Source organism: Vibrio maritimus (genome assembly GCF_021441885.1).
In the GTDB taxonomy this organism is placed as follows: Bacteria; Pseudomonadota; Gammaproteobacteria; order Enterobacterales; family Vibrionaceae; genus Vibrio; species Vibrio maritimus_B.
On sequence record NZ_CP090439.1, the window covers coordinates 1,875,363 to 1,893,187 of the forward strand.

General features: G+C 42.9%; 16 protein-coding genes. 7 read left to right on the forward strand and 9 right to left on the reverse strand.

What is annotated here, in order from left to right:
* Positions 1-11 precede the first annotated feature (11 nt).
* Complete coding sequence (locus LY387_RS24825; protein ID WP_234496812.1) at positions 12-1,421, reverse strand: undecaprenyl-phosphate glucose phosphotransferase; 1,410 nt, start codon at positions 1,419-1,421, stop codon at positions 12-14.
* A gap of 1,128 nt (positions 1,422-2,549) precedes the next feature.
* Here LY387_RS24825 and ylqF point away from each other — a divergent pair.
* A complete protein-coding gene (gene ylqF, locus LY387_RS24830; protein ID WP_234496813.1) occupies positions 2,550-3,497 on the forward strand; it encodes a ribosome biogenesis GTPase YlqF in 948 nt (315 codons plus the stop codon).
* Positions 3,498-3,619: 122 nt separating this feature from the next.
* Here the strand turns inward: ylqF and LY387_RS24835 are convergent, their stop codons facing one another.
* Positions 3,620-3,823: a hypothetical protein gene (locus LY387_RS24835; protein ID WP_234496814.1), complete on the reverse strand. Its 204-nt coding sequence runs from the start codon at positions 3,821-3,823 to the stop codon at positions 3,620-3,622.
* Positions 3,824-4,104: 281 nt separating this feature from the next.
* On the opposite strand from LY387_RS24835, the gene yccS reads away from it, so the two are divergent.
* The 3 genes from yccS to LY387_RS24850 all read left to right on the forward strand — a co-directional run bounded on the left by yccS (position 4,105) and on the right by LY387_RS24850 (position 8,063).
* Positions 4,105-6,282, forward strand: a complete 2,178-nt coding sequence (gene yccS / locus LY387_RS24840) for a YccS family putative transporter (protein WP_234496815.1) — start codon at positions 4,105-4,107, stop codon at positions 6,280-6,282.
* Positions 6,283-6,481: 199 nt separating this feature from the next.
* The gene (locus LY387_RS24845) at positions 6,482-6,643 is read left to right on the forward strand and encodes a hypothetical protein (RefSeq protein ID WP_234496816.1); all 162 of its coding nucleotides are present in this window, start codon (positions 6,482-6,484) and stop codon (positions 6,641-6,643) included.
* 160 nt (positions 6,644-6,803) lie between these two features.
* Positions 6,804-8,063, forward strand: coding sequence for a hydroxymethylglutaryl-CoA reductase (locus LY387_RS24850; RefSeq protein WP_234496817.1), 1,260 nt, complete (start codon positions 6,804-6,806; stop codon positions 8,061-8,063).
* Positions 8,064-8,137: 74 nt separating this feature from the next.
* Here the strand turns inward: LY387_RS24850 and luxQ are convergent, their stop codons facing one another.
* From luxQ to LY387_RS24875, 5 genes are all read right to left on the reverse strand, one after another.
* The gene (luxQ, locus tag LY387_RS24855) at positions 8,138-10,711 is read right to left on the reverse strand and encodes a quorum-sensing autoinducer 2 sensor kinase/phosphatase LuxQ (protein ID WP_267967707.1); all 2,574 of its coding nucleotides are present in this window, start codon (positions 10,709-10,711) and stop codon (positions 8,138-8,140) included.
* Positions 10,712-10,730: 19 nt separating this feature from the next.
* Positions 10,731-11,804, reverse strand: coding sequence for an autoinducer 2-binding periplasmic protein LuxP (locus LY387_RS24860; protein WP_234497849.1), 1,074 nt, complete (start codon positions 11,802-11,804; stop codon positions 10,731-10,733).
* 99 nt (positions 11,805-11,903) lie between these two features.
* The gene (locus LY387_RS24865; protein WP_234496819.1) at positions 11,904-12,197 is read right to left on the reverse strand and encodes a GIY-YIG nuclease family protein; all 294 of its coding nucleotides are present in this window, start codon (positions 12,195-12,197) and stop codon (positions 11,904-11,906) included.
* A 56-nt stretch (positions 12,198-12,253) separates the two neighbouring features.
* Positions 12,254-12,919 (reverse strand): YceH family protein, encoded by a 666-nt coding sequence (locus tag LY387_RS24870; RefSeq protein ID WP_234496820.1) that lies wholly within the window; start codon positions 12,917-12,919, stop codon positions 12,254-12,256.
* A 45-nt stretch (positions 12,920-12,964) separates the two neighbouring features.
* Positions 12,965-13,177 (reverse strand): hypothetical protein, encoded by a 213-nt coding sequence (locus LY387_RS24875; protein ID WP_234496821.1) that lies wholly within the window; start codon positions 13,175-13,177, stop codon positions 12,965-12,967.
* Positions 13,178-13,367: 190 nt separating this feature from the next.
* Here LY387_RS24875 and LY387_RS24880 point away from each other — a divergent pair, with 190 nt between their 5' ends.
* The 3 genes from LY387_RS24880 (at position 13,368) to LY387_RS24890 (ending at position 14,904) form a co-directional block, all read left to right on the forward strand.
* On the forward strand, positions 13,368-13,685 hold the full coding sequence (locus LY387_RS24880; protein WP_006072802.1) for a DUF496 family protein: 318 nt from the start codon (positions 13,368-13,370) through the stop codon (positions 13,683-13,685).
* A gap of 290 nt (positions 13,686-13,975) precedes the next feature.
* Positions 13,976-14,224, forward strand: coding sequence for a YgjV family protein (locus tag LY387_RS24885; RefSeq protein ID WP_042471521.1), 249 nt, complete (start codon positions 13,976-13,978; stop codon positions 14,222-14,224).
* Between the two features lie 326 nt (positions 14,225-14,550).
* A complete protein-coding gene (locus tag LY387_RS24890) occupies positions 14,551-14,904 on the forward strand; it encodes a DUF1428 domain-containing protein (protein WP_234496822.1) in 354 nt (117 codons plus the stop codon).
* A gap of 24 nt (positions 14,905-14,928) precedes the next feature.
* On the opposite strand, the gene LY387_RS24895 is transcribed toward LY387_RS24890, so the two are convergent.
* Together LY387_RS24895 and LY387_RS24900 are read right to left on the reverse strand one after the other, a co-directional pair.
* Positions 14,929-15,504, reverse strand: a complete 576-nt coding sequence (locus LY387_RS24895; RefSeq protein ID WP_234497850.1) for an SOS response-associated peptidase — start codon at positions 15,502-15,504, stop codon at positions 14,929-14,931.
* A 383-nt stretch (positions 15,505-15,887) separates the two neighbouring features.
* Complete coding sequence (locus LY387_RS24900; RefSeq protein ID WP_234496823.1) at positions 15,888-17,594, reverse strand: bifunctional metallophosphatase/5'-nucleotidase; 1,707 nt, start codon at positions 17,592-17,594, stop codon at positions 15,888-15,890.
* Between the last annotated feature and the right edge of the window lie 231 nt (positions 17,595-17,825).

A 17,825-nucleotide genomic window follows, 5' to 3' on the forward strand; every position in this document is an offset into this window, starting at 1 on the left:
TGGGTAACTTCTCAATATGCAGCTTTGTTAACAAAGCCTTTAAACACGGTTAGAAAGATAATCTTGAGATCCAGCCAAACTGACCAAGATTTAATGTACGCGAGGTCATATTCGATACGTTTTTCCATTTTATCTAGTGTGTCGGTCTCGCCACGATAGCCGTTAATCTGCGCCCAGCCGGTAATACCTGGCTTTACGTGGTGACGCAGCATGTACCTTTCTATCAAGGTTCTATATTTTTCATTGTGAGCAACCGCATGGGGTCTTGGGCCTACTACGGACATTTGACCTGTCAGAACATTGAAAAACTGGGGAAGTTCATCGAGCGAGGTACGGCGTAAAACCGCACCTAACTTTGTTACTCTCGGGTCATTTTTTGTTGCTTGTTTTACAACGTCACCATTGTCTTGCGTGGTCATCGAGCGAAATTTCCAAACGCTAATTGGTCGTCCGTCAAGACCATAGCGTTTTTGCTTAAATAGCACAGGTCCTGGGGACGTAGCTTTCACTCCAACCGCTACTACAAACAATACCGGGCTAATAAGAAGTAGGATTATCGTCGCAAGAACGATGTCTTCTGCTCGCTTCACAAACTGACTAAATCCATAAAACGGCGAGTCATGGACACTAAGTGTCGGCAGCGTTCCTAAGTAGCCCCACCTTGCCTGCATAAGGTCGTAAACATGGAAATTTGGCACGATAAACACTCTAGCAGTGCTATCAGCAAAGCTATTCACTATCTGCTTCGTCCGTTGAGTCGCTTCCAGTGGTAGAGCAATGTAAACATTTTTGATTGAAGAGCTTTTTGCCAGCTTACATGCTTCTTCAATGGTCCCTTTGTACTCTGTGGGAAGTTCATCATCTGACAGTTCGAGACGCTCAAGTGTCCTGTCGTCATAAAGCCCTACAAGATCCAAGTCAAGATGCTTGTGCTTAATAATCTCTTCAGCTAGTTTCAGTCCCGTCGGCGTCGCACCGATGATCACCGTCTTTTGTTTGTAGCCGCTATCACTAATTGTGAAGCTTGAGAGCTTTTTAAACGACCAGCGCGCAACAACTAGTACAACGGGCACCGTTGAAAACCACCAACTTATAACTACTCTGCTATAGAACTCCGTCGACTTCAGCGCAAACGCTGCAGAAAGAAGTAACGAGACACAGATAAACCAAGATACGAAAATGAGGACCATTTTCTCGTTTAGTGGAGTCCGATGAATGGCGCGATAGACTCCTAATATCTCGGTAGTCACTGTAAACAGGACGACAGCCGAAACCGCAGCATACAAATATTCTATCGTTACGTTGCCAAGATAGAAGTAACTGGCGACAAATAAAATACTCAGTATCACGGTAATATCTAAAATTCTATAGACTGATGTTGAGTCATCATCGTGGTTCTTAATTCGATCAATGTATAACATACCTGTACCTTTAAACTGGTCCTAAGTACGCTACCGCCCTTAGGTTTCAGTTCCCAATGTACTATCCCTGTAAATATTATGGACTTTCAAAATAACAACTAAAAACATAGGAAACACAATTAAAGCCAATAGCTAAATTAGTAATGCCTTTCCTTAACCCTTTACCACATCCATCTAGCTTTTGTTAATACTGGTCAATCCAGATAAATAATAGGGCTTTTAATTAAGCGTATTAATAATAAAAATTTTGAAAGAAAACTACAATCAGTCTTTTTATTCTGTCTCATTATTAAGACAGAATATGAAATCGTTTCATTTGCACGCATATTTTTGAGATATGAATCTCAAATCTTCGTATTTTCGATAGAAATTAAGACAAATTTAAAATTTCTGTAGTTTTTTTACTATAGTCAAACCACTCAACAAAGCTGCATTTATCTTTTATTAACAATCACTTAGATGAAGCAAGACAAAAGCTAAGCAAAGAACAGTATCTATTTTAGTTACATAATCATTAGAACCATCCGCATAAGGTATTATAATGACTAATACTTATTAATTTAAATTTTAATAATCGAGTCATTAGATCTTATTAAGCATGTTTTTTGTGTGGATAATATGGAAATAAAAAAGCATACAAATGAATCATTCTTTTCAACCAATATAAAGCTGAAATTTTATTTTTCATCGAGTTACAAAGGTAAGTTTATTAAGAGCAGTTAATGTAAACCCACTAATTTAGGGAAGGCTAATGGTTAACTGTGGTTCATAGTAATACTCATAAAGTAAGCTGATTTAACACTGTATGGTTAAATTAGCACTTTTAGATACGCACTAATTATGTGCGCATTAATTACGGTTATTATTAGTCGCCAATCTACAACTATGAAACAGCACACAGGGATAACTCAATGTGAGATGTCCAAGTCGGCCGTTATGTCTATTGACGTACAACTAGTAACCAAACCCTCCTCATTGCATTTCGGTACACTTCATAAAGTGTTAGAATTGACGCAATAAATGCTGACATATCTCGACGCTAAACACGATAATCGGTTCGATATTGCTCGAAGATGCACATGCCACTAACTGTCAGCTGAGCCATAAAAGCACAAAGGTATAGATTGTATGGTTAACAACTCAATCCAATGGTTTCCAGGTCACATGCACAAAGCGCGTAAAGAGATCGAAGAAGTCATCCCACAAGTTGACGTCATCATTGAAGTTCTCGACGCACGTATCCCTTTTAGCAGTGAAAACCCAATGATTTCCGAGCTTCGTGGTGATAAACCCGTAGTGAAGGTATTGAACAAACGAGACTTGGCGGATCCTGAAAAAACTGAATTATGGATTGAACACCTAGAGAAAGAGCAAGGTGTAAAAGCGATGGCGATCACGACCTCAAACCCGCAAGAGGTAAACAAGATCCTCGATCTGTGTCGTAAACTCGCGCCGCACCGTGAAGAGATTGGTAAAAATATTCGCACCATGATTATGGGCATTCCAAACGTAGGCAAGTCCACGATCATCAACACACTTGCAGGTCGCACAATTGCGGTTACGGGCAACCAGCCAGCAGTAACTCGTCGTCAGCAACGAATTAATCTACAGAATGGCATTGTACTTTCCGATACTCCAGGGATCCTGTGGCCTAAAGTGGAAAACCCACACAGCGGCTTTCGTCTAGCGGCGACAGGCGCAGTAAAAGATACCGCTATTGAGTATGATGAAGTGGCGTTTTATACAGTGGAGTATTTAGCGGCAGTCTATCCTGAGCGTTTAAAAGAGCGCTACCAAATCGACGAAGAACTGCCTGAATCTGATCTAGAGATCATGGAGTTGATTGGTCGCAAGCGAGGTGCTCTGCAATCGGGTGGACGAGTTAATCTACATAAAACCTCTGAAATCCTATTACATGAACTTCGCAACGGAACACTAGGTCAACTGACATTGGAACTGCCTGAAATGATCACTAAAGAGCTAGTAGAAGTAGAAATCGAAGCAACGCGTAAAGCAGAAGAGAAAGCGAAGAAGAAAGAAGAGCGTCGTAAGCGCTATTTGAAGAACAAACGCTAACATCCAACTGTTCAGGCCAGTACGAAAGACAGAGTGTTCGTACTGGTCAACTTCCGGGAAACTTGAACGTGCCCCCCCCCATCACTCTTTATTTTTTGACATATTTTCGCGAGCCAAACCTTCTAGCCTTCGGTATTATCAACGGAGTGCTCATCGTCAATGAATTGACTATCTGCTTTGATGTCAGCTAGCACTTCTTTTGTACCGTCTACCTCAATTGGCTTTGCCCCTTTTTTGTTCCTGAGTATGGTTTTATGACCAACTTCACTCAGTCCCTTTCCCTTCTTTCTGAGATTCCAGCGCGTAAGTTCATGTAGAGACTTCACTCAAAAAGTACCTCGATCAATGTGATAAACACTAAAACACCTGACGCGCCTATACGATTCGCGACCAAAAACTAGAAAAGCATTGAACTCAATTTCATTAAACTTTGCAATTTAGCATCTATAGAGAGATCTCATAGAACTTAAACACTAAGGCGCCAGCTAACAGCTTTGGTGAGCACTAGATAGCTCATCACTTTAACTAGGGTTCAAACAATCCCAACATTCAAACTGACTAAGTTTCTGTTAAGATAGTCATTCTTTTCACCTACACAGTGTCAATTGTGAGCATTCTTGGTCAACTTCGCCTTCAATGGGCCAACAAAACATTTAACTACAGTGTTCTTATACTGTTTGCATTACTTGGGGTCGTCATTCCCGCTTGGTATTTGGACCAGCAAACCTGGGTCACACCATTAATTCTAGGTGTCATTGCTGCGGCATTGGCAGAGAGTGATGAAAGTTTCACAGGGCGGATTAAAGCGCTAATCATCACCTTAATTTGCTTTGCTATCGCTTCGTTCTCAATAGAACTACTCTTCGATACACCTTGGCTATTCGCGATCGGACTATTCCTTTCGACATTAGTATTCGTGCTTCTTGGCGCAATCGGTCCTCGATACACCAGTATCGCTTTTGGCTCTCTGCTGGTCGCAATCTATACCATGCTTGGCGCACATGAGAGTACCAACCTTTGGATGCAACCCGCACTTTTGCTCGGTGGTGCATCTTGGTATTACTTAGTATCAATCATGTGGAACAGTGTTTGGCCTTTGCAACCGGTACAACAAAGTCTCTCTAATGTGTTTAACGAGTTGAGTCTCTACTTGGATGCTAAACGAAATCTATTTCATCCTACTCGAGACCTAATTCCACAACCACACCGACTAAAAGAAGCGAGTTTGAACGCGTGTACTGTGTTTGCGTTGAATGAATGCAAAACGACTTTACTGAATCGCTCGAAACGCGGGCATGTTGACGGACCTAGTGACCGCTTCTTACAGGTCTATTTTATCGCACAAGATATTCACGAACGCGTGAGTTCAAGCCACTATCGCTATCAAGAATTAGCGACACAATTTTCTCACTCTGATGTGCTATTTCGATTTAAACACTTATTGGAGATGCAGTCGAAAGCGTGTAAGGAAATCGCCTTAGCTTTAAAGCTTGGTAATGAGTATTCCCATAGTAATGATTCTTTGGTTGCACTTGTAGAGCTTCAAGACTCTATTGAGTATCTACAGCAGCAAAATGTTGAAGAATGGAAACCTCTATTACTTCAAATTCAATATCTATTCAATAACCTCGCGACGGTCGAAAAGCTTCTGAGTAACGTCAACAATCCTGACATCATTTCACATGATGACAGTGTATTAGATGACACCAATGCTCACACCCCACTTGCGATGTGGCGCCGTGTTAAGTCAGCCTTTTCTCTTGATTCTATGTTACTCAGGCATGCTATTCGATTGGCTTGCGCACTCACGCTCGGCTATGGAATTATCCAGTTTTTCGACTTGGAAAGAGGCTATTGGATACTTCTCACTACCCTTTTTGTCTGTCAACCCAACTACAGTGCGACTCGCAAAAAGCTTACAGCTCGTATTGCAGGTACGATAGTCGGGCTTTTGGTTGGCGTACCACTCCTGACTCTGTTCCCATCGACAGAAAGCCAACTGGTGCTATTAGTGATCTCCGGCGTGATGTTCTTTGCTTTTAGGATCAATAACTATGGATACGCTACAGGCTTTATCACCGTACTGGTCCTACTCTGTTTTGATCAACTCGGTGAGGGTTATGCGGTGGTTTTGCCAAGGTTGATGGACACTCTCATTGGCTGTGCTTTGGCTGTGTGTGCGGTGTACTTCATCCTGCCCGACTGGGAGTCTAAGCGTATCTCCAAGATCATGACCAACGCTTTGAAAACCAATCGTCTCTACCTAATGCAGATTATTGGTCAATATCGTGTGGGTAAAAAAGATGACCTAGCCTATCGAATTGCAAGGCGCGACGCTCACAACGCGGATGCTAATTTATCTAAAGCGATTTCGAATATGCTTGCAGAGCCTGATAGGTATCAACTACCTGCAGACGAGTGCTTTCGATTCTTAACGTTAAACCACGCCCTGCTTAGTTACATCTCTGCGCTAGGTGCACATCGTCAAAGACTAGAAGACGAGTCTATACACCTGCTTGTCTTAGAGGCTCATCGAAGTATCAATCAACATATTGAAGTGATTGAAGCAAATCTAGGCGACAATTTAGAAGACATCACTCATACAACGGTTGACCAGTTTGATATCCATCGACGTCTCTCCGAATGGCGCGACGAAGACGATCGTTCTGCGCGCATGGTATTGCAACAGTTACATCTAATTTATCGAATGTTGCCTGAATTTCAGACCCTATCGTCAAGTCTCAAGCAGACTAATGCACTAGAAGACAAAGCGACCGAAAGCTAGCTCTTCAGATTTTGCTGACGTGAATCTTTGCGTCAGCATGACTTTTCTTACAGAGTGATTAACGCTCTCTTACAATCCTCGGACAAAAATCACACTATTAATTTATAGAATACCCAAATAGCGATTCATCATTGATGAACGAAAGGAACTCTAACCGCTTTACACTATATTAACCATGATGCGTATTTACGGTGATTCCATGCCAACACAACAATTTGAGAAACTTCGAGAGCAACTAAAGCAACTATCTCCTCAGCAACTTAAAATGCTGCAAGGTGAGATTTCTAGTAAGCTTCAACCAAGCTCTGATAGCTTGCTGAGTGAAGAAGAGCTCTCAGCACTGTCTCAATTGTTTCGTTAATCACTCGCAGTGACCGATATTCACCTATTCCCTCCCTGTACAGTAATCGGTTCAAAATCTACACGTCTGTAATAAGATGTCACAGAACTTTAAGGCCACGCCTTGTATCTCTGTGCTATGCGGGTAGAATCCCCCTTCAAATTGATTGACTAAGATCGACATGCCTAAAGTAAACCTTCACAAGCGCGACTACCTAAACAATTTAGGGACCGAACTCGATATGTCTGAGTTCGAAACTAAGTTAGCGCCAAAGTTTGATTCTCCAGCGAAGCGCGTCAATCGCAGCCCTTATCTGAATCAACGTAACGTAGATTATCGTTGGAAGTCTCTGAATAACCCTAGCGCACAAGCACAGCTTCTCGATCCACATACAGAAGCTCAAATGGAAGCTTACGAGAAAAATATCGAGTTCTTTATTGGCACTCTAAAGATGCCTATCGGAACCGCAGGACCGCTCAGAATCAATGGCCTCTTTGCACAAGGCGACTATCAAGTGCCACTTGCTACAACTGAAGCGGCTCTTGTTGCGTCATATAATCGTGGCGCAAATCTTATTACTGCCGCGGGCGGTACAAGCGCAATGCTGCTAAATGAAGGGGTGACGCGAACGCCTGGTTTCGCATTCAAATCATTAGTAGAAGCCGGTCAGTTTGTCGCTTGGCTAGTGACTCAATTCGACCATTTTAAGCAGTTAGCAGAATCAACCACCTCACATGGAAAACTGAGTGATGTGAGTGTGAACATCGAAGGTAATCATGTTTACTTAGTCTTCGAATACCTGACTGGCGATGCTTCTGGTCAAAACATGGTGACTATCGCAACCAATGTCGTATTCAACTACATCTTAGAGCACACGCCAATCGAACCCGACTATGCATTTCTTGACGGAAACCTCTCGGGAGACAAAAAAGCAAACTCTCAAACCCTAAGAAGTGTCCGCGGTAAAAAAGTGACCGCTGAGGTCATTATTCCAGCTGAACTCGTTGAGAAGTATCTGCATACCACTCCAGAGAAAATGGCGCAGTTTGGACAGATGACCACGGTAGGTGGCGCGTTAAGCGGTACCATCGGTATCAATGCTCACTATGCTAATGCTCTCGCTGCTCTCTACATTGCTTGCGGTCAAGACGCTGCTTGTGTCGCTGAGTCCGCCATTGGTATGACACGAATGGAAGTGACGGCAAAAGGTGAGCTTTATGCCAGTGTGACACTGCCAAATTTGATGGTAGGCACGGTTGGTGGAGGTACAGGGTTACCAAGTCAGAAAGCCTGCTTAGATCTGCTTGGCCTTTATGGCTCAGGAAAATCTCAAGCACTTGCCGAAGTCGCTGCCGGTCTCTGTTTAGCAGGAGAGCTTTCAATTGTCGGTGCATTCTGTGCAGGGCACTTTTCAAGAGCGCATCATAAGTTGGCTAGATAATTGATTGTCGAACAAACCAGAGGGCGCTAATGCGCCCTCTTTTTTTCTCTAAACTTCGCCTCAAGGACAATCAACTACGCGGCGCGATAGTGAAATTGTTGGAAATGCTTTAAAGCTTCGTTCAATGACTTCTCTTTGATCGGTTTTACTATCACAAAATCAGCGCCTGCGGCAAAAAACGCCTGACGGGTTGATGTTTGATTGTCGGCTGTACAGGCATAAATAGGTAACGACTTATCGATATCTTGGCGTATCTTCTTAGTAATTTCGATTCCCGAAACCGAAGGCAGTTGATTATCCATAAGCACTAGATCAAAGCTCATTTGGTCTATGTAATCGAGAGCTTCTTGCCCATCTTTCGCCCACATAACCCGCATTCCGTACTTTTCACAGAAGGCTTTTGCAATGAACGCGTTCGTGTGGTTATCCTCTACCAATAACACCATTAACTCACGATTAAACAAATCGAAGTCAATTTCTGTCTCTTCAGCAATCGTCTGTTCTGATTCCTCTACGATGTCTATTGGCAGATTTATCTTAAACTGTGTCCCCTCTCCGACTTCACTCTGTATTTGGATGTCGCCGTCCAATATCGTGACTAGATTTCGAACGATTGCTAACCCCAAGCCACTGCCACCGTACTCTCTGGTTAGAGTAGATTCTGATTGAACAAACGGGTCGAATATTTGTTCGAGTTGATTACTACGGATCCCAATACCCGTATCTTCCACTTGTATATGAAGCTCAGCCGTTTCCTCTGAACGTTGATGAGATAGCAGAAAAGAGACTTTGACCTTTCCTTTGTGAGTGAATTTAATGGCGTTGCTCACTAGATTAAAGAGTATCTGATTAAGGCGGACTTGGTCAGTGAACAACACTGTTTCTTGTGGCATCTGATTGTCGATAACGAGTTCAATGCTTTTTTCGTCACAGAGCGGTCGGTAGATACCATCTAAAGCGTTAGCCACCTCTTTAAAACTGAAATTATGTTTTTCTAGCTTAAAGCTTCCATTTTCTATCTTTGAGAAATCAAGTATGTCGTTAAGCACGGCAAGCAGATGCTCACCACTGTTACACAAAACGTCGATCTGCTCTTGATATCGAGTTTCCTTTGCCTCTTTCTTTAGAAGTTGAGAAATACCTAAGATGCCGTTAAGTGGCGTTCTTATCTCATGGCTCATTTTTGCCATAAATTCAGTTCGGGCAACAGCAGCGCGTTCAGCTTCCACTCTGGCCTTGGCACTTTGTTTCTCTGCTTCAACAAGCTTGGTAATATCCTGACCTTGCGACAGTACGAGCTTTTTGTCTTTGCGAGTCTGAATTGACGACAGGTTCCAGCGATAAACCATATCATCAATGGGTACGTCTATACCGGTAATGGTTACGCCATGGTTGGCTTTAATTACATGTTGTTCCATCGCTTCAACAAATGTTGTAAACGGTGACCCATGATCACGGTCTGGCCCAGGCTGTATTCCTAGTGCTTTTCTCGCAGCAGGGTTAATTTGGAGTATCGTTGAATCTTCAGTCCAAACGATGATTGGCGATAAAGAAAAGTTAAACAAATCTTGGAACAGCTTTTCTTGTTCCGAAAGCCTCTCAAACGTTTGGCTAAGCGTTTTTCCTATGTGATTAAACTCATGTATTGCAGAACCACTAAATCGCTCAAACTTCTGTGTATCCCCAGCAATCTTTGTATACACCATGAGCTTAGCAAGCTCTTTGGTGACTTTACGATTTAACCAACGCCTAGTGGCTACTGATGCTACTGCAATGACAACAACAGATAGCAAAATTGAAAAAAGATAGCTGTTACGCAGCGCTAAAACGCCTGGGTTTCGTTGTATCGAGTAAACAGTGATATCTGATGGTTGGCTACCGATAAATAAAGGGGTTTCGGTCACCAAGATTTTGTTCAAATCCATCTGACCATTTTCAATCCCGTCCAACGCCGACTCCGCTGTGTAATTATCATCGGAGGAGATAGAAGAGGCAATAATGTCAGCTCCGAACTTCAGTACTACGTCATCACTATTACTACCTCTCAAAAGGCTGGTAAGTAGACCTGCGTTGTCGTCTAAAATGACACCAGCAGACAGATGACCAAATACTTCTCCTGAGCTTCTATCAACAATCGGGGTGCGACGGAGCAAAATATGTCGCTCTCCTAACTGAGAATCGGTAGAAACCGTCGTCCAACTATTGGTTTTACTAGCAGCAATATTCATAGCTGACAGGCTGCTTTCTTCAAGCCCATAAAACAGTGCATTACCGTCATCCCACACAATGTTTGAATTGGTTGTGATGTATCGAAAATCCGGTGTATGGGTTGGCTGCAAGTTATCTTCACGAAGAAAAAAATAGTCCAAAGACTGATCATCACGTGATTGGAAGAAATTTTCTACCGCATCACTTTTTGCATTGCTGTCTTGCAAGATTTGTAGAGTTGCTAAGCGATAATTGAAGTAGTTCACTACTAGAGCGCTCGTTTGACGAGAACTTCTTTGGACTTCTTCTCTCACTATATCGCGACTTAGGTACCAGCTTTGAATCAGCATCCCTATTGTAAACAGACCAACTACCCAAATTACGGTCCGAGTAATTAGGGTTGCTAGCGTTTTTCTATTATTGAAGTCAGTTAAAGGCATAACGATTTATCGAGTCGTGTTAGCGATCTGAATACCGAAACGCTCTTTTTTTAAGAGCTTCGATTTTTTCATCCGAATCGGCACTGGTCACCAACTCAAAAGTACCGGAATACACTAAAGGCACTTCCTTATCTTCTAGATCCCACTTGATCGCTTCTGCCATTGCTACTCCTGTATCATCATTCATTCTCATAACGGTTACATCAAGTTCACCATTTTGAATGGCTTCTAACTCAGCGGAGCCACCGCCCCAGCCGTTTACAACCACATCTTTACGATCCAACTCGTTCAAGGCATCGGCTGCTCCAAGAGCTACGTCGGTAGAGCATGCGTAGATAAAATTCACGTTTGGATGTTGTTTTAAGGTATTCAATGCTGCTTCACGGCCACTGTCTCGACTCGCTTTGGTGTAGTAAGACGTAGCCAAGGAAAAACCATTAAGCTTGTCCATCTCTTGAATAAACGTCCCCCCTCGAGCATCACTCACGTATCCTTCTGAAAAATACAGCACTGAGTAATCTGCTTTATCGCCATTAAAACGCTCCTTGAAGTAATCAGCGAGCAGTAGACTGCCTTTCACGTGGTCAAATCCAACATACATGAACGGAGGATTCTCTGACCAACTCTTTAAAGGCGTGGTGATATTTTGCAGTATGAGCTTAGTATCTGTCGCATGCAGAACGTGTTCGATGAATTTACGGTGCCGAGAGGTATCAAGCGTAAAGATCAAATAACCGGACTTGTTTTTGACCGCTTCCATCAATGACACACTTTGCTGTCTAAAATCATCATTGGGTCTTGTGAAAACTTGGTTCAGCTCATATTCCACGCCCAGTTCTTCTAATCTGGTTTCAAATGCTTTTATGTTTCGAACCCAATAATCAGACACTTGTTGACCGGGATAAACCACTGAAATAGTGATTGGTTTACGTTGTTTTACAGATAACGGCATAGGACCTTTAGACACAGCTAACTGCAGCTCGTCAGTTAAGGCCTTTTGCTCAGGATGAGCTTCTAAATAATGTTGATAGTTCCAATAATCAGACAGGAAAGTATTTGCATGGCTTGTTAGTACAGGCGTTCCCAGCAACATAGAGATAAAGAAAGTATGAAATTTGCGCATCGGATCTATACATTTTTGTGTTTAAGAACAAGTGTATACAATAGATTTGAATTCAGCCAGCAACGATCCTTATTCCATACCATTTAATGCAAAAGATTGCTGGTGTAAGACCAGTTCTTCTTTGCGCTTCTTCGTCAACTTCTTAATCGCTATCTCTGTTTTTAAGGCGCTACTTTTATCACGTTCTTGTTGGCTCCAAACCAATGTTAAAGGTCCTCGCCCTCTCAACGCCTTCGCACCTTTTCCCATTTGATGTTGATTAAAGCGGCGCTCGAGATCATTGGTAATCCCGCAATAGAGCTTGTTCTCTGCGGTACGTATTAAATACACATACCAAGGTGGATTTAAACTTACTTGAGACATATCGATACGATTCAGATGGACGTAGAATCGGCGGCACCATATGCCGCCAATTCAAATTACAGCAGTGAATTGACCAGTGACTTGAGCTCATTCAGCTCTTGCTTAAGCGCTTCCACTTCATTCTCCAATGACTCGATACGAGCCTGAGTTGGTGTTGAAACCGTTTGGCTTATTCCAGCAGCGGCTTCCTGAGTAAGTTGCTCAACATCGACTGCACCACTGAATAGATGCATGTATCGAGATTCACGCTTACCCGCTTCGCGTGGTAGTTTCACTACAAGCGCACCACTATCGCGTGACGCCATTGAATCAAGAACCGCTTCGACTTCTTTAACGTCAGTGAAATTGCAAAGCCTGTTGGTACGAGTACGGATCTCGCCCGGAGTTTGTGCACCACGCAATAGCATGCAGCAGACAATCCCTTTTTCCTGTGCTGTCAGCTTAAGATCGCCAAACTCAGTATTGCAGAACCTATGTTGGAATTTTGAGACTCTGCTATTGAATCCACTCTCATCACTCACTAAACGACGATCGATTAGTGCTGTCACGGCATCTTGAACTTCAGCATCCGATAAGCTCAGCACTGGATCGCGGTTACTTTTTTGATTACATGCTGTCGTCAGACTGTTCAGGGTCAGAGGGTACTGGTCTGGAGTAGTGACTTCTTTTTCAATAAGACAGCCGATTACTCGAGCCTCAACCAAGGATAATTCTATATTCATTGTTCTATTCCTTTGTAGTCCGATACATTGTCACACAGATTAAGCTTAGTGCTCCGAGAGAAAAGGAACTCGGATCATTTTTCCATCTTGGTCTATCATTGCAACCTTACTGCGATTGAGCTCAACCTCGACAACCTCTAGCTTACTGCGCTCGTTAATGTACGCTCCTTTAAGTTTGTCTTTATGTGTCGGCTTGTCCTCACTAGGGAAGACAATCTCACTAATCGGTTCAGTTGAAGATTTTGATAACAGTGACATGGTTTACATTGCGATTTATTACATTGGTGTGTCGAAATCATAGCGCTATTTAAGAGTGCAACTCAATCGTTTCTTTAACTGAGTGGTGACAATATAAGCAATAGCCCGAGAGTATTGATCTAAGGGCTGTTATCAATGAGATTGTTGTGCTTTAATCAAGCCAGATATCAACACGAATTAGGAAAGGATTATGAGTAGCGTATTTGAAATCGTTGCGCAGGCGCGCCGCAAAAACAAATTAAAACGTGAACTACTAGACAACGAAAAGAAAGTTCGAGACAACCGTAAGCGTGTCGACCTTCTAGAGAACTTGATGGATTACATCAAGCCAGAGATGACACACGACGAGATCGTTACCATCATCAAGAACATGAAAGCAGACTACGAAGACCGCGTTGATGACCACATCATCAAGAGCGCTGAGATTTCAAAAGCTCGCCGTGACATCAGCCGTCGTATCCGTGAGCTAACTGAAGAAGACAAGCAAATGGTACAAGGTAAGAAATAATTTCTACCTGACAAATGCCTAAAGCCTGCACACGCAGGCTTTTTTATTTCCCGCACACCTATTGATAGTTTCAACACTTCTAGGTATCAACTCCCTATTCCTTCATGCCAAAACGTTTGCGTAATCGCTAACCCTCTCCGTATCCCAAATTGACGGTTCCATCACAGAATAGACGCTGTTATAGTGTCCGCGAATTACAGTATTACCATTCGAGGCACGGAGCTTCCTCACTAATCTCATGAAGAGAAGAATAGGTACCAGAAACCCTGGCAATATCTGAGGAGGAAAATATGGACTTTAGTATGGTAGAAATACTTGGCTACGCGGCGTCAATTATGGTCGCAATCTCTCTGACAATGAAAGACATCATTAAACTACGCGTGTTGAACTTTGTTGGCTGTGCACTTTTTACCGCTTATGGATTAGCGATCGATTCAATGCCTGTAGTGATCACCAACGGTTTCATTGCTTGTGTTAACGTTTATTTCTTGCTTCAGATGCAAAAAAAGAGCGACGCTAGCACAGAGAGCAATGCTTAATCTGTAGCAATCTAGTTATCTTAGCCCTATTTAAGAGCCTCGATTTATGTCGGGGCTTTTTTGTGTCTCCTATCCGAAGAAGCGGCTTACCCAAGTGATTTCTCCAAACGCTATCAAATCATAGATGGTGAAAAAGACAGCCGAAATTACCGCTAGTTTAAGTAGGCGAATCAAAATGAACATATTACTTCTCTATATATAAATTCAGGGCTCTAGTGTATCTGCGTGCTTGTAAGATTAAAACTGCCTTGACCTCCAAATGCTCACTAAAACAATGATCTTGGTTCATACTGTATGTTGAACACCATCATTGCACGGGGGCAGATATGGAATATGTAGATGGATTTGTGGCGGCCGTACCCAAAGAAAACAAGGCCTTGTATCGTGAGCATGTATTAAAAATCGCCCCGGTTTTCAAACAACACGGAGCGCTGTCCGTTATTGAGTGCTGGGAAGATGACGTTTCCGAAGGTCAGCTAACCTCTTTTCCTAAAGCAGTAATGAAGAAAGAAGACGAATGTGTCGTGTTTTCTTGGATTACTTGGCCGTCAAAAGACGTTCGAGATGCTGGAATGAAAGCCGTGTTTGACGACGAAATGATTCAACGTGAAATGGCAGCAATGCCTTTTGACACTAAACGATTAATCTATGGTGGGTTTGAGGTTCTAGTGGATGAATGAGTTTTGCCAAAAGTTACAGGGTCACTAACCAACCTTAGCGACCTGCCATAACTCATCGCTCACTAAGCTATTTAATATTTCATCATGCCTGTCTATCGATGGTACCAACCACTGCATAGCAGCTTGTGGGGTTAACATAAGTGGCATCCTATGATGATAGCGTGAATAGTGCTTCGTTGGCTTGGTTGTGAGTGTTACCACCTGCTGGGTTTGAGGATAACCGACAGCAGCCATGTACAGTGGGCGATGACTTTCGGCACTGAACAAATATTTAGTTTTCTCTGACAGCTCGTTTTGCTTCCATTCATACCAACCTGAACAAGGCACAATCACTCTATGGTAAGCGTATGCGTCTGAAAAAGTCGGTTTCGTTACCACGGATTCTGCTTGAGCATTGATGATAAGACGCTTACTCCAGCTAGGTTTAATCCCCCAACTTAGAGGCAAAGTAAACAGCTTTTGTTCTGTGCTCGAGACGATACAGTCTATTTGTTCAGAAGGGAATAACTCTGTTTTCTGTGACGTAGAAAACTCTAGGCCCAGTTGTTCTGAAACGTACTGGCTGAAGGGATCATCGATAATGTTAAGTCGACCGCACATAGACAATAAACTTCCTTATTTGTGGTCTATTATAGCGTATCGCATGTTTTTGCTCTTGACGCCAACTCCAAACCCTCATAGTTTTAGTTCGGAACGCCTTTGCTTGCGCGTCTGGAAAGGCCGAGATTCTGCTGTTCTCGGCCGACCCACCTTTTTTGCTGTCGGAGTTTATGAGTTGAGCGTTAAATAGCTCCGCTAGGTATTAAATAAACCAACAGTGACCAAGCGCCTATCCAACCGACCACTACAAATGTGTCGAGCCAATCTTTGTTCCACATAGCTCCCCCGATAAACCTTTCTTCCAATGATATGTGTTGGCAATCTACTGGAGGTAGACGGCCAAAACCCAATTAGGTTCAACTGGAGCAAAAACTATTCCGTCATTATGGAAGCAAGCCCGCATTTTTCTGACGTTTGTCGCTAACTATTTGAGGCTGTTCAGATAAAAGTTTGATAAAGCAATCGGCCATCGACCACGTCGTAACAACGCCATTGTCTTCCATGTTTTTAATGGCGTCATACCCTTCTTTACCTTTCATCGTGTAAGCACTTGAGGTGCCTGTATAAATCTTTTCAGGCTGTAATGGTGAACCATCGACGAACACTTTACTGACTCTTTTCCCTTTTGCGAGCGTCGGGTCATAATGAAACTCAAGTTGCGAGGTGTACGGATAGCTTCCCGATCCTGTCCCCTGTACTCCATTGCTATACGCATTATCAAGTGCGCCTTCTAGAATCAGTGGAATATGGCGACCACGAATTCGATAAACACCAATAGGCACGGCAAACGGCAGAAGTTTTCCTGCGACATCAGCAACAGAGACGTCACCAACGCCAAGAGAGTTCCTGACACCTCCTGCGTTGTGCATTGCAAAATCTACGTTATGCCCAAGAGATTTCATGGTGTACAAGAAAGAGTGTGCAACAAGTGGTGCTAACTGACTTGGTCCTTCCTCATCAGGAAGCCTGACATGACGAAGTTCATGATCGATGTGAGCAATCGTCTGAGTTTGAAGCTCTTTAACCTTAGGTTGATATTTTTCTGCCATTACCGCTTTAATTTCGCGGTCCTTTCTCACTACGGCCACATTTTGGTGTGTTTGAACGTTTCTCTTAAGAGCTTCCAAATCAACCAACGTATTCTCTTTATTAACATCCATGAACACGCGCCTGCCAATCAACAGTTCGTTTTGACCTTCAAAGGAAGTGACGAGGCCATTTTGGTCGAACTCGATGTGGCAATGACCTAATGTCATTGAGTGAAAACCCGCTTGAACGATCAAAGTATTTTTCACACGCACACCATATTGGTCTTGCGACTTGATGCCTAACGCTTTGAAATCACCTTGAAGGACATGACTATGGCCACCAATGATCAAACCGATGCCTGTCACTTGCTCCGCCAATTCGAGATCTGCCTCATAGCCCATATGGCTGAGTAGTATTATTTTGTTGATTCCGCGCTGATTAATCGCTCTAACCGTCGATTTGGCGGTCTGTACACAAGGCTCAAAGCTCGTATCACAATCAGGGTTGGCGATATCGGCCATTTTTTCGATCGATAAGCCGAATATGGCGACTCGTTCACCGTTAACCTCACGCTCAATCCAGCGTGCAACGCCACGTGATTCATCGAAGTCGATAAGATTGTCGTGTCCTTTCAATGGATACTGCTTATCGCCCTCACTAGAGACATTCCAGTTACCTGCTAGAAGTGGAAACTGAATACTGCGAATGAACTGTCCCACGGGCTCATTGCCCATATCGAGTTCATGGTTTCCCAGTGTCATTGCGTCAATGTTCAAAGCATTAAGCATCACCGCATTAGCTTCACCTTTGAACAGAGAAAAATACAAAGTACCCTGAAAACAGTCCCCTGCATGAAGAAATAGAAAACCATCTGAACTGTGGTTCTGTTTTAGTTCTTTTACTCGTGTCGCGATTCGTGCGAATCCACCAGCACTAACATAAGGCTGATGAGTTTGCCCATCGAGTTCAATACTTAAAGGGAGAGACGTTGGTTCAAAGTAAGAATGGGTATCGTTGATATGCGCTATTGTCAGCGATAGAGGCTTATTATTGTTTGTCATCGATTTTCCTCTTTATTTTCACTTCTGATGGTAGCGCGCTTTATGTGACATTCCAATGAATTTTATGAAATCACATACCGATTATACAGGTCTTTTTATGATAAGGGTCACAATAAAATCGTACAAAAAGCGAGCAAACAAGCCTCTAACGACAGACATAAACGAAACAACTATGAGCTTGATTACAGTCCAATGACAAAAAGCCGCTTATAATTGAAATAGATAGTGCCA

Coding starts and splice junctions, on each gene's coding strand:
- LY387_RS24890 (WP_234496822.1), top strand. CDS start 14,551: ATGGAATATGTAGATGGATTTGTGGCGGCCGTACCCAAAGAAAACAAG.
- LY387_RS24825 (WP_234496812.1), bottom strand. CDS start 1,421: ATGTTATACATTGATCGAATTAAGAACCACGATGATGACTCAACATCA.
- LY387_RS24870 (WP_234496820.1), bottom strand. CDS start 12,919: ATGAATATAGAATTATCCTTGGTTGAGGCTCGAGTAATCGGCTGTCTT.
- LY387_RS24900 (WP_234496823.1), bottom strand. CDS start 17,594: ATGACAAACAATAATAAGCCTCTATCGCTGACAATAGCGCATATCAAC.
- LY387_RS24865 (WP_234496819.1), bottom strand. CDS start 12,197: ATGTCTCAAGTAAGTTTAAATCCACCTTGGTATGTGTATTTAATACGT.
- luxQ (WP_267967707.1), bottom strand. CDS start 10,711: ATGCCTTTAACTGACTTCAATAATAGAAAAACGCTAGCAACCCTAATT.
- LY387_RS24880 (WP_006072802.1), top strand. CDS start 13,368: ATGAGTAGCGTATTTGAAATCGTTGCGCAGGCGCGCCGCAAAAACAAA.
- LY387_RS24845 (WP_234496816.1), top strand. CDS start 6,482: ATGCCAACACAACAATTTGAGAAACTTCGAGAGCAACTAAAGCAACTA.
- LY387_RS24850 (WP_234496817.1), top strand. CDS start 6,804: ATGCCTAAAGTAAACCTTCACAAGCGCGACTACCTAAACAATTTAGGG.
- ylqF (WP_234496813.1), top strand. CDS start 2,550: ATGGTTAACAACTCAATCCAATGGTTTCCAGGTCACATGCACAAAGCG.
- LY387_RS24875 (WP_234496821.1), bottom strand. CDS start 13,177: ATGTCACTGTTATCAAAATCTTCAACTGAACCGATTAGTGAGATTGTC.
- LY387_RS24895 (WP_234497850.1), bottom strand. CDS start 15,504: ATGTGCGGTCGACTTAACATTATCGATGATCCCTTCAGCCAGTACGTT.
- LY387_RS24860 (WP_234497849.1), bottom strand. CDS start 11,804: ATGTTGCTGGGAACGCCTGTACTAACAAGCCATGCAAATACTTTCCTG.
- LY387_RS24885 (WP_042471521.1), top strand. CDS start 13,976: ATGGACTTTAGTATGGTAGAAATACTTGGCTACGCGGCGTCAATTATG.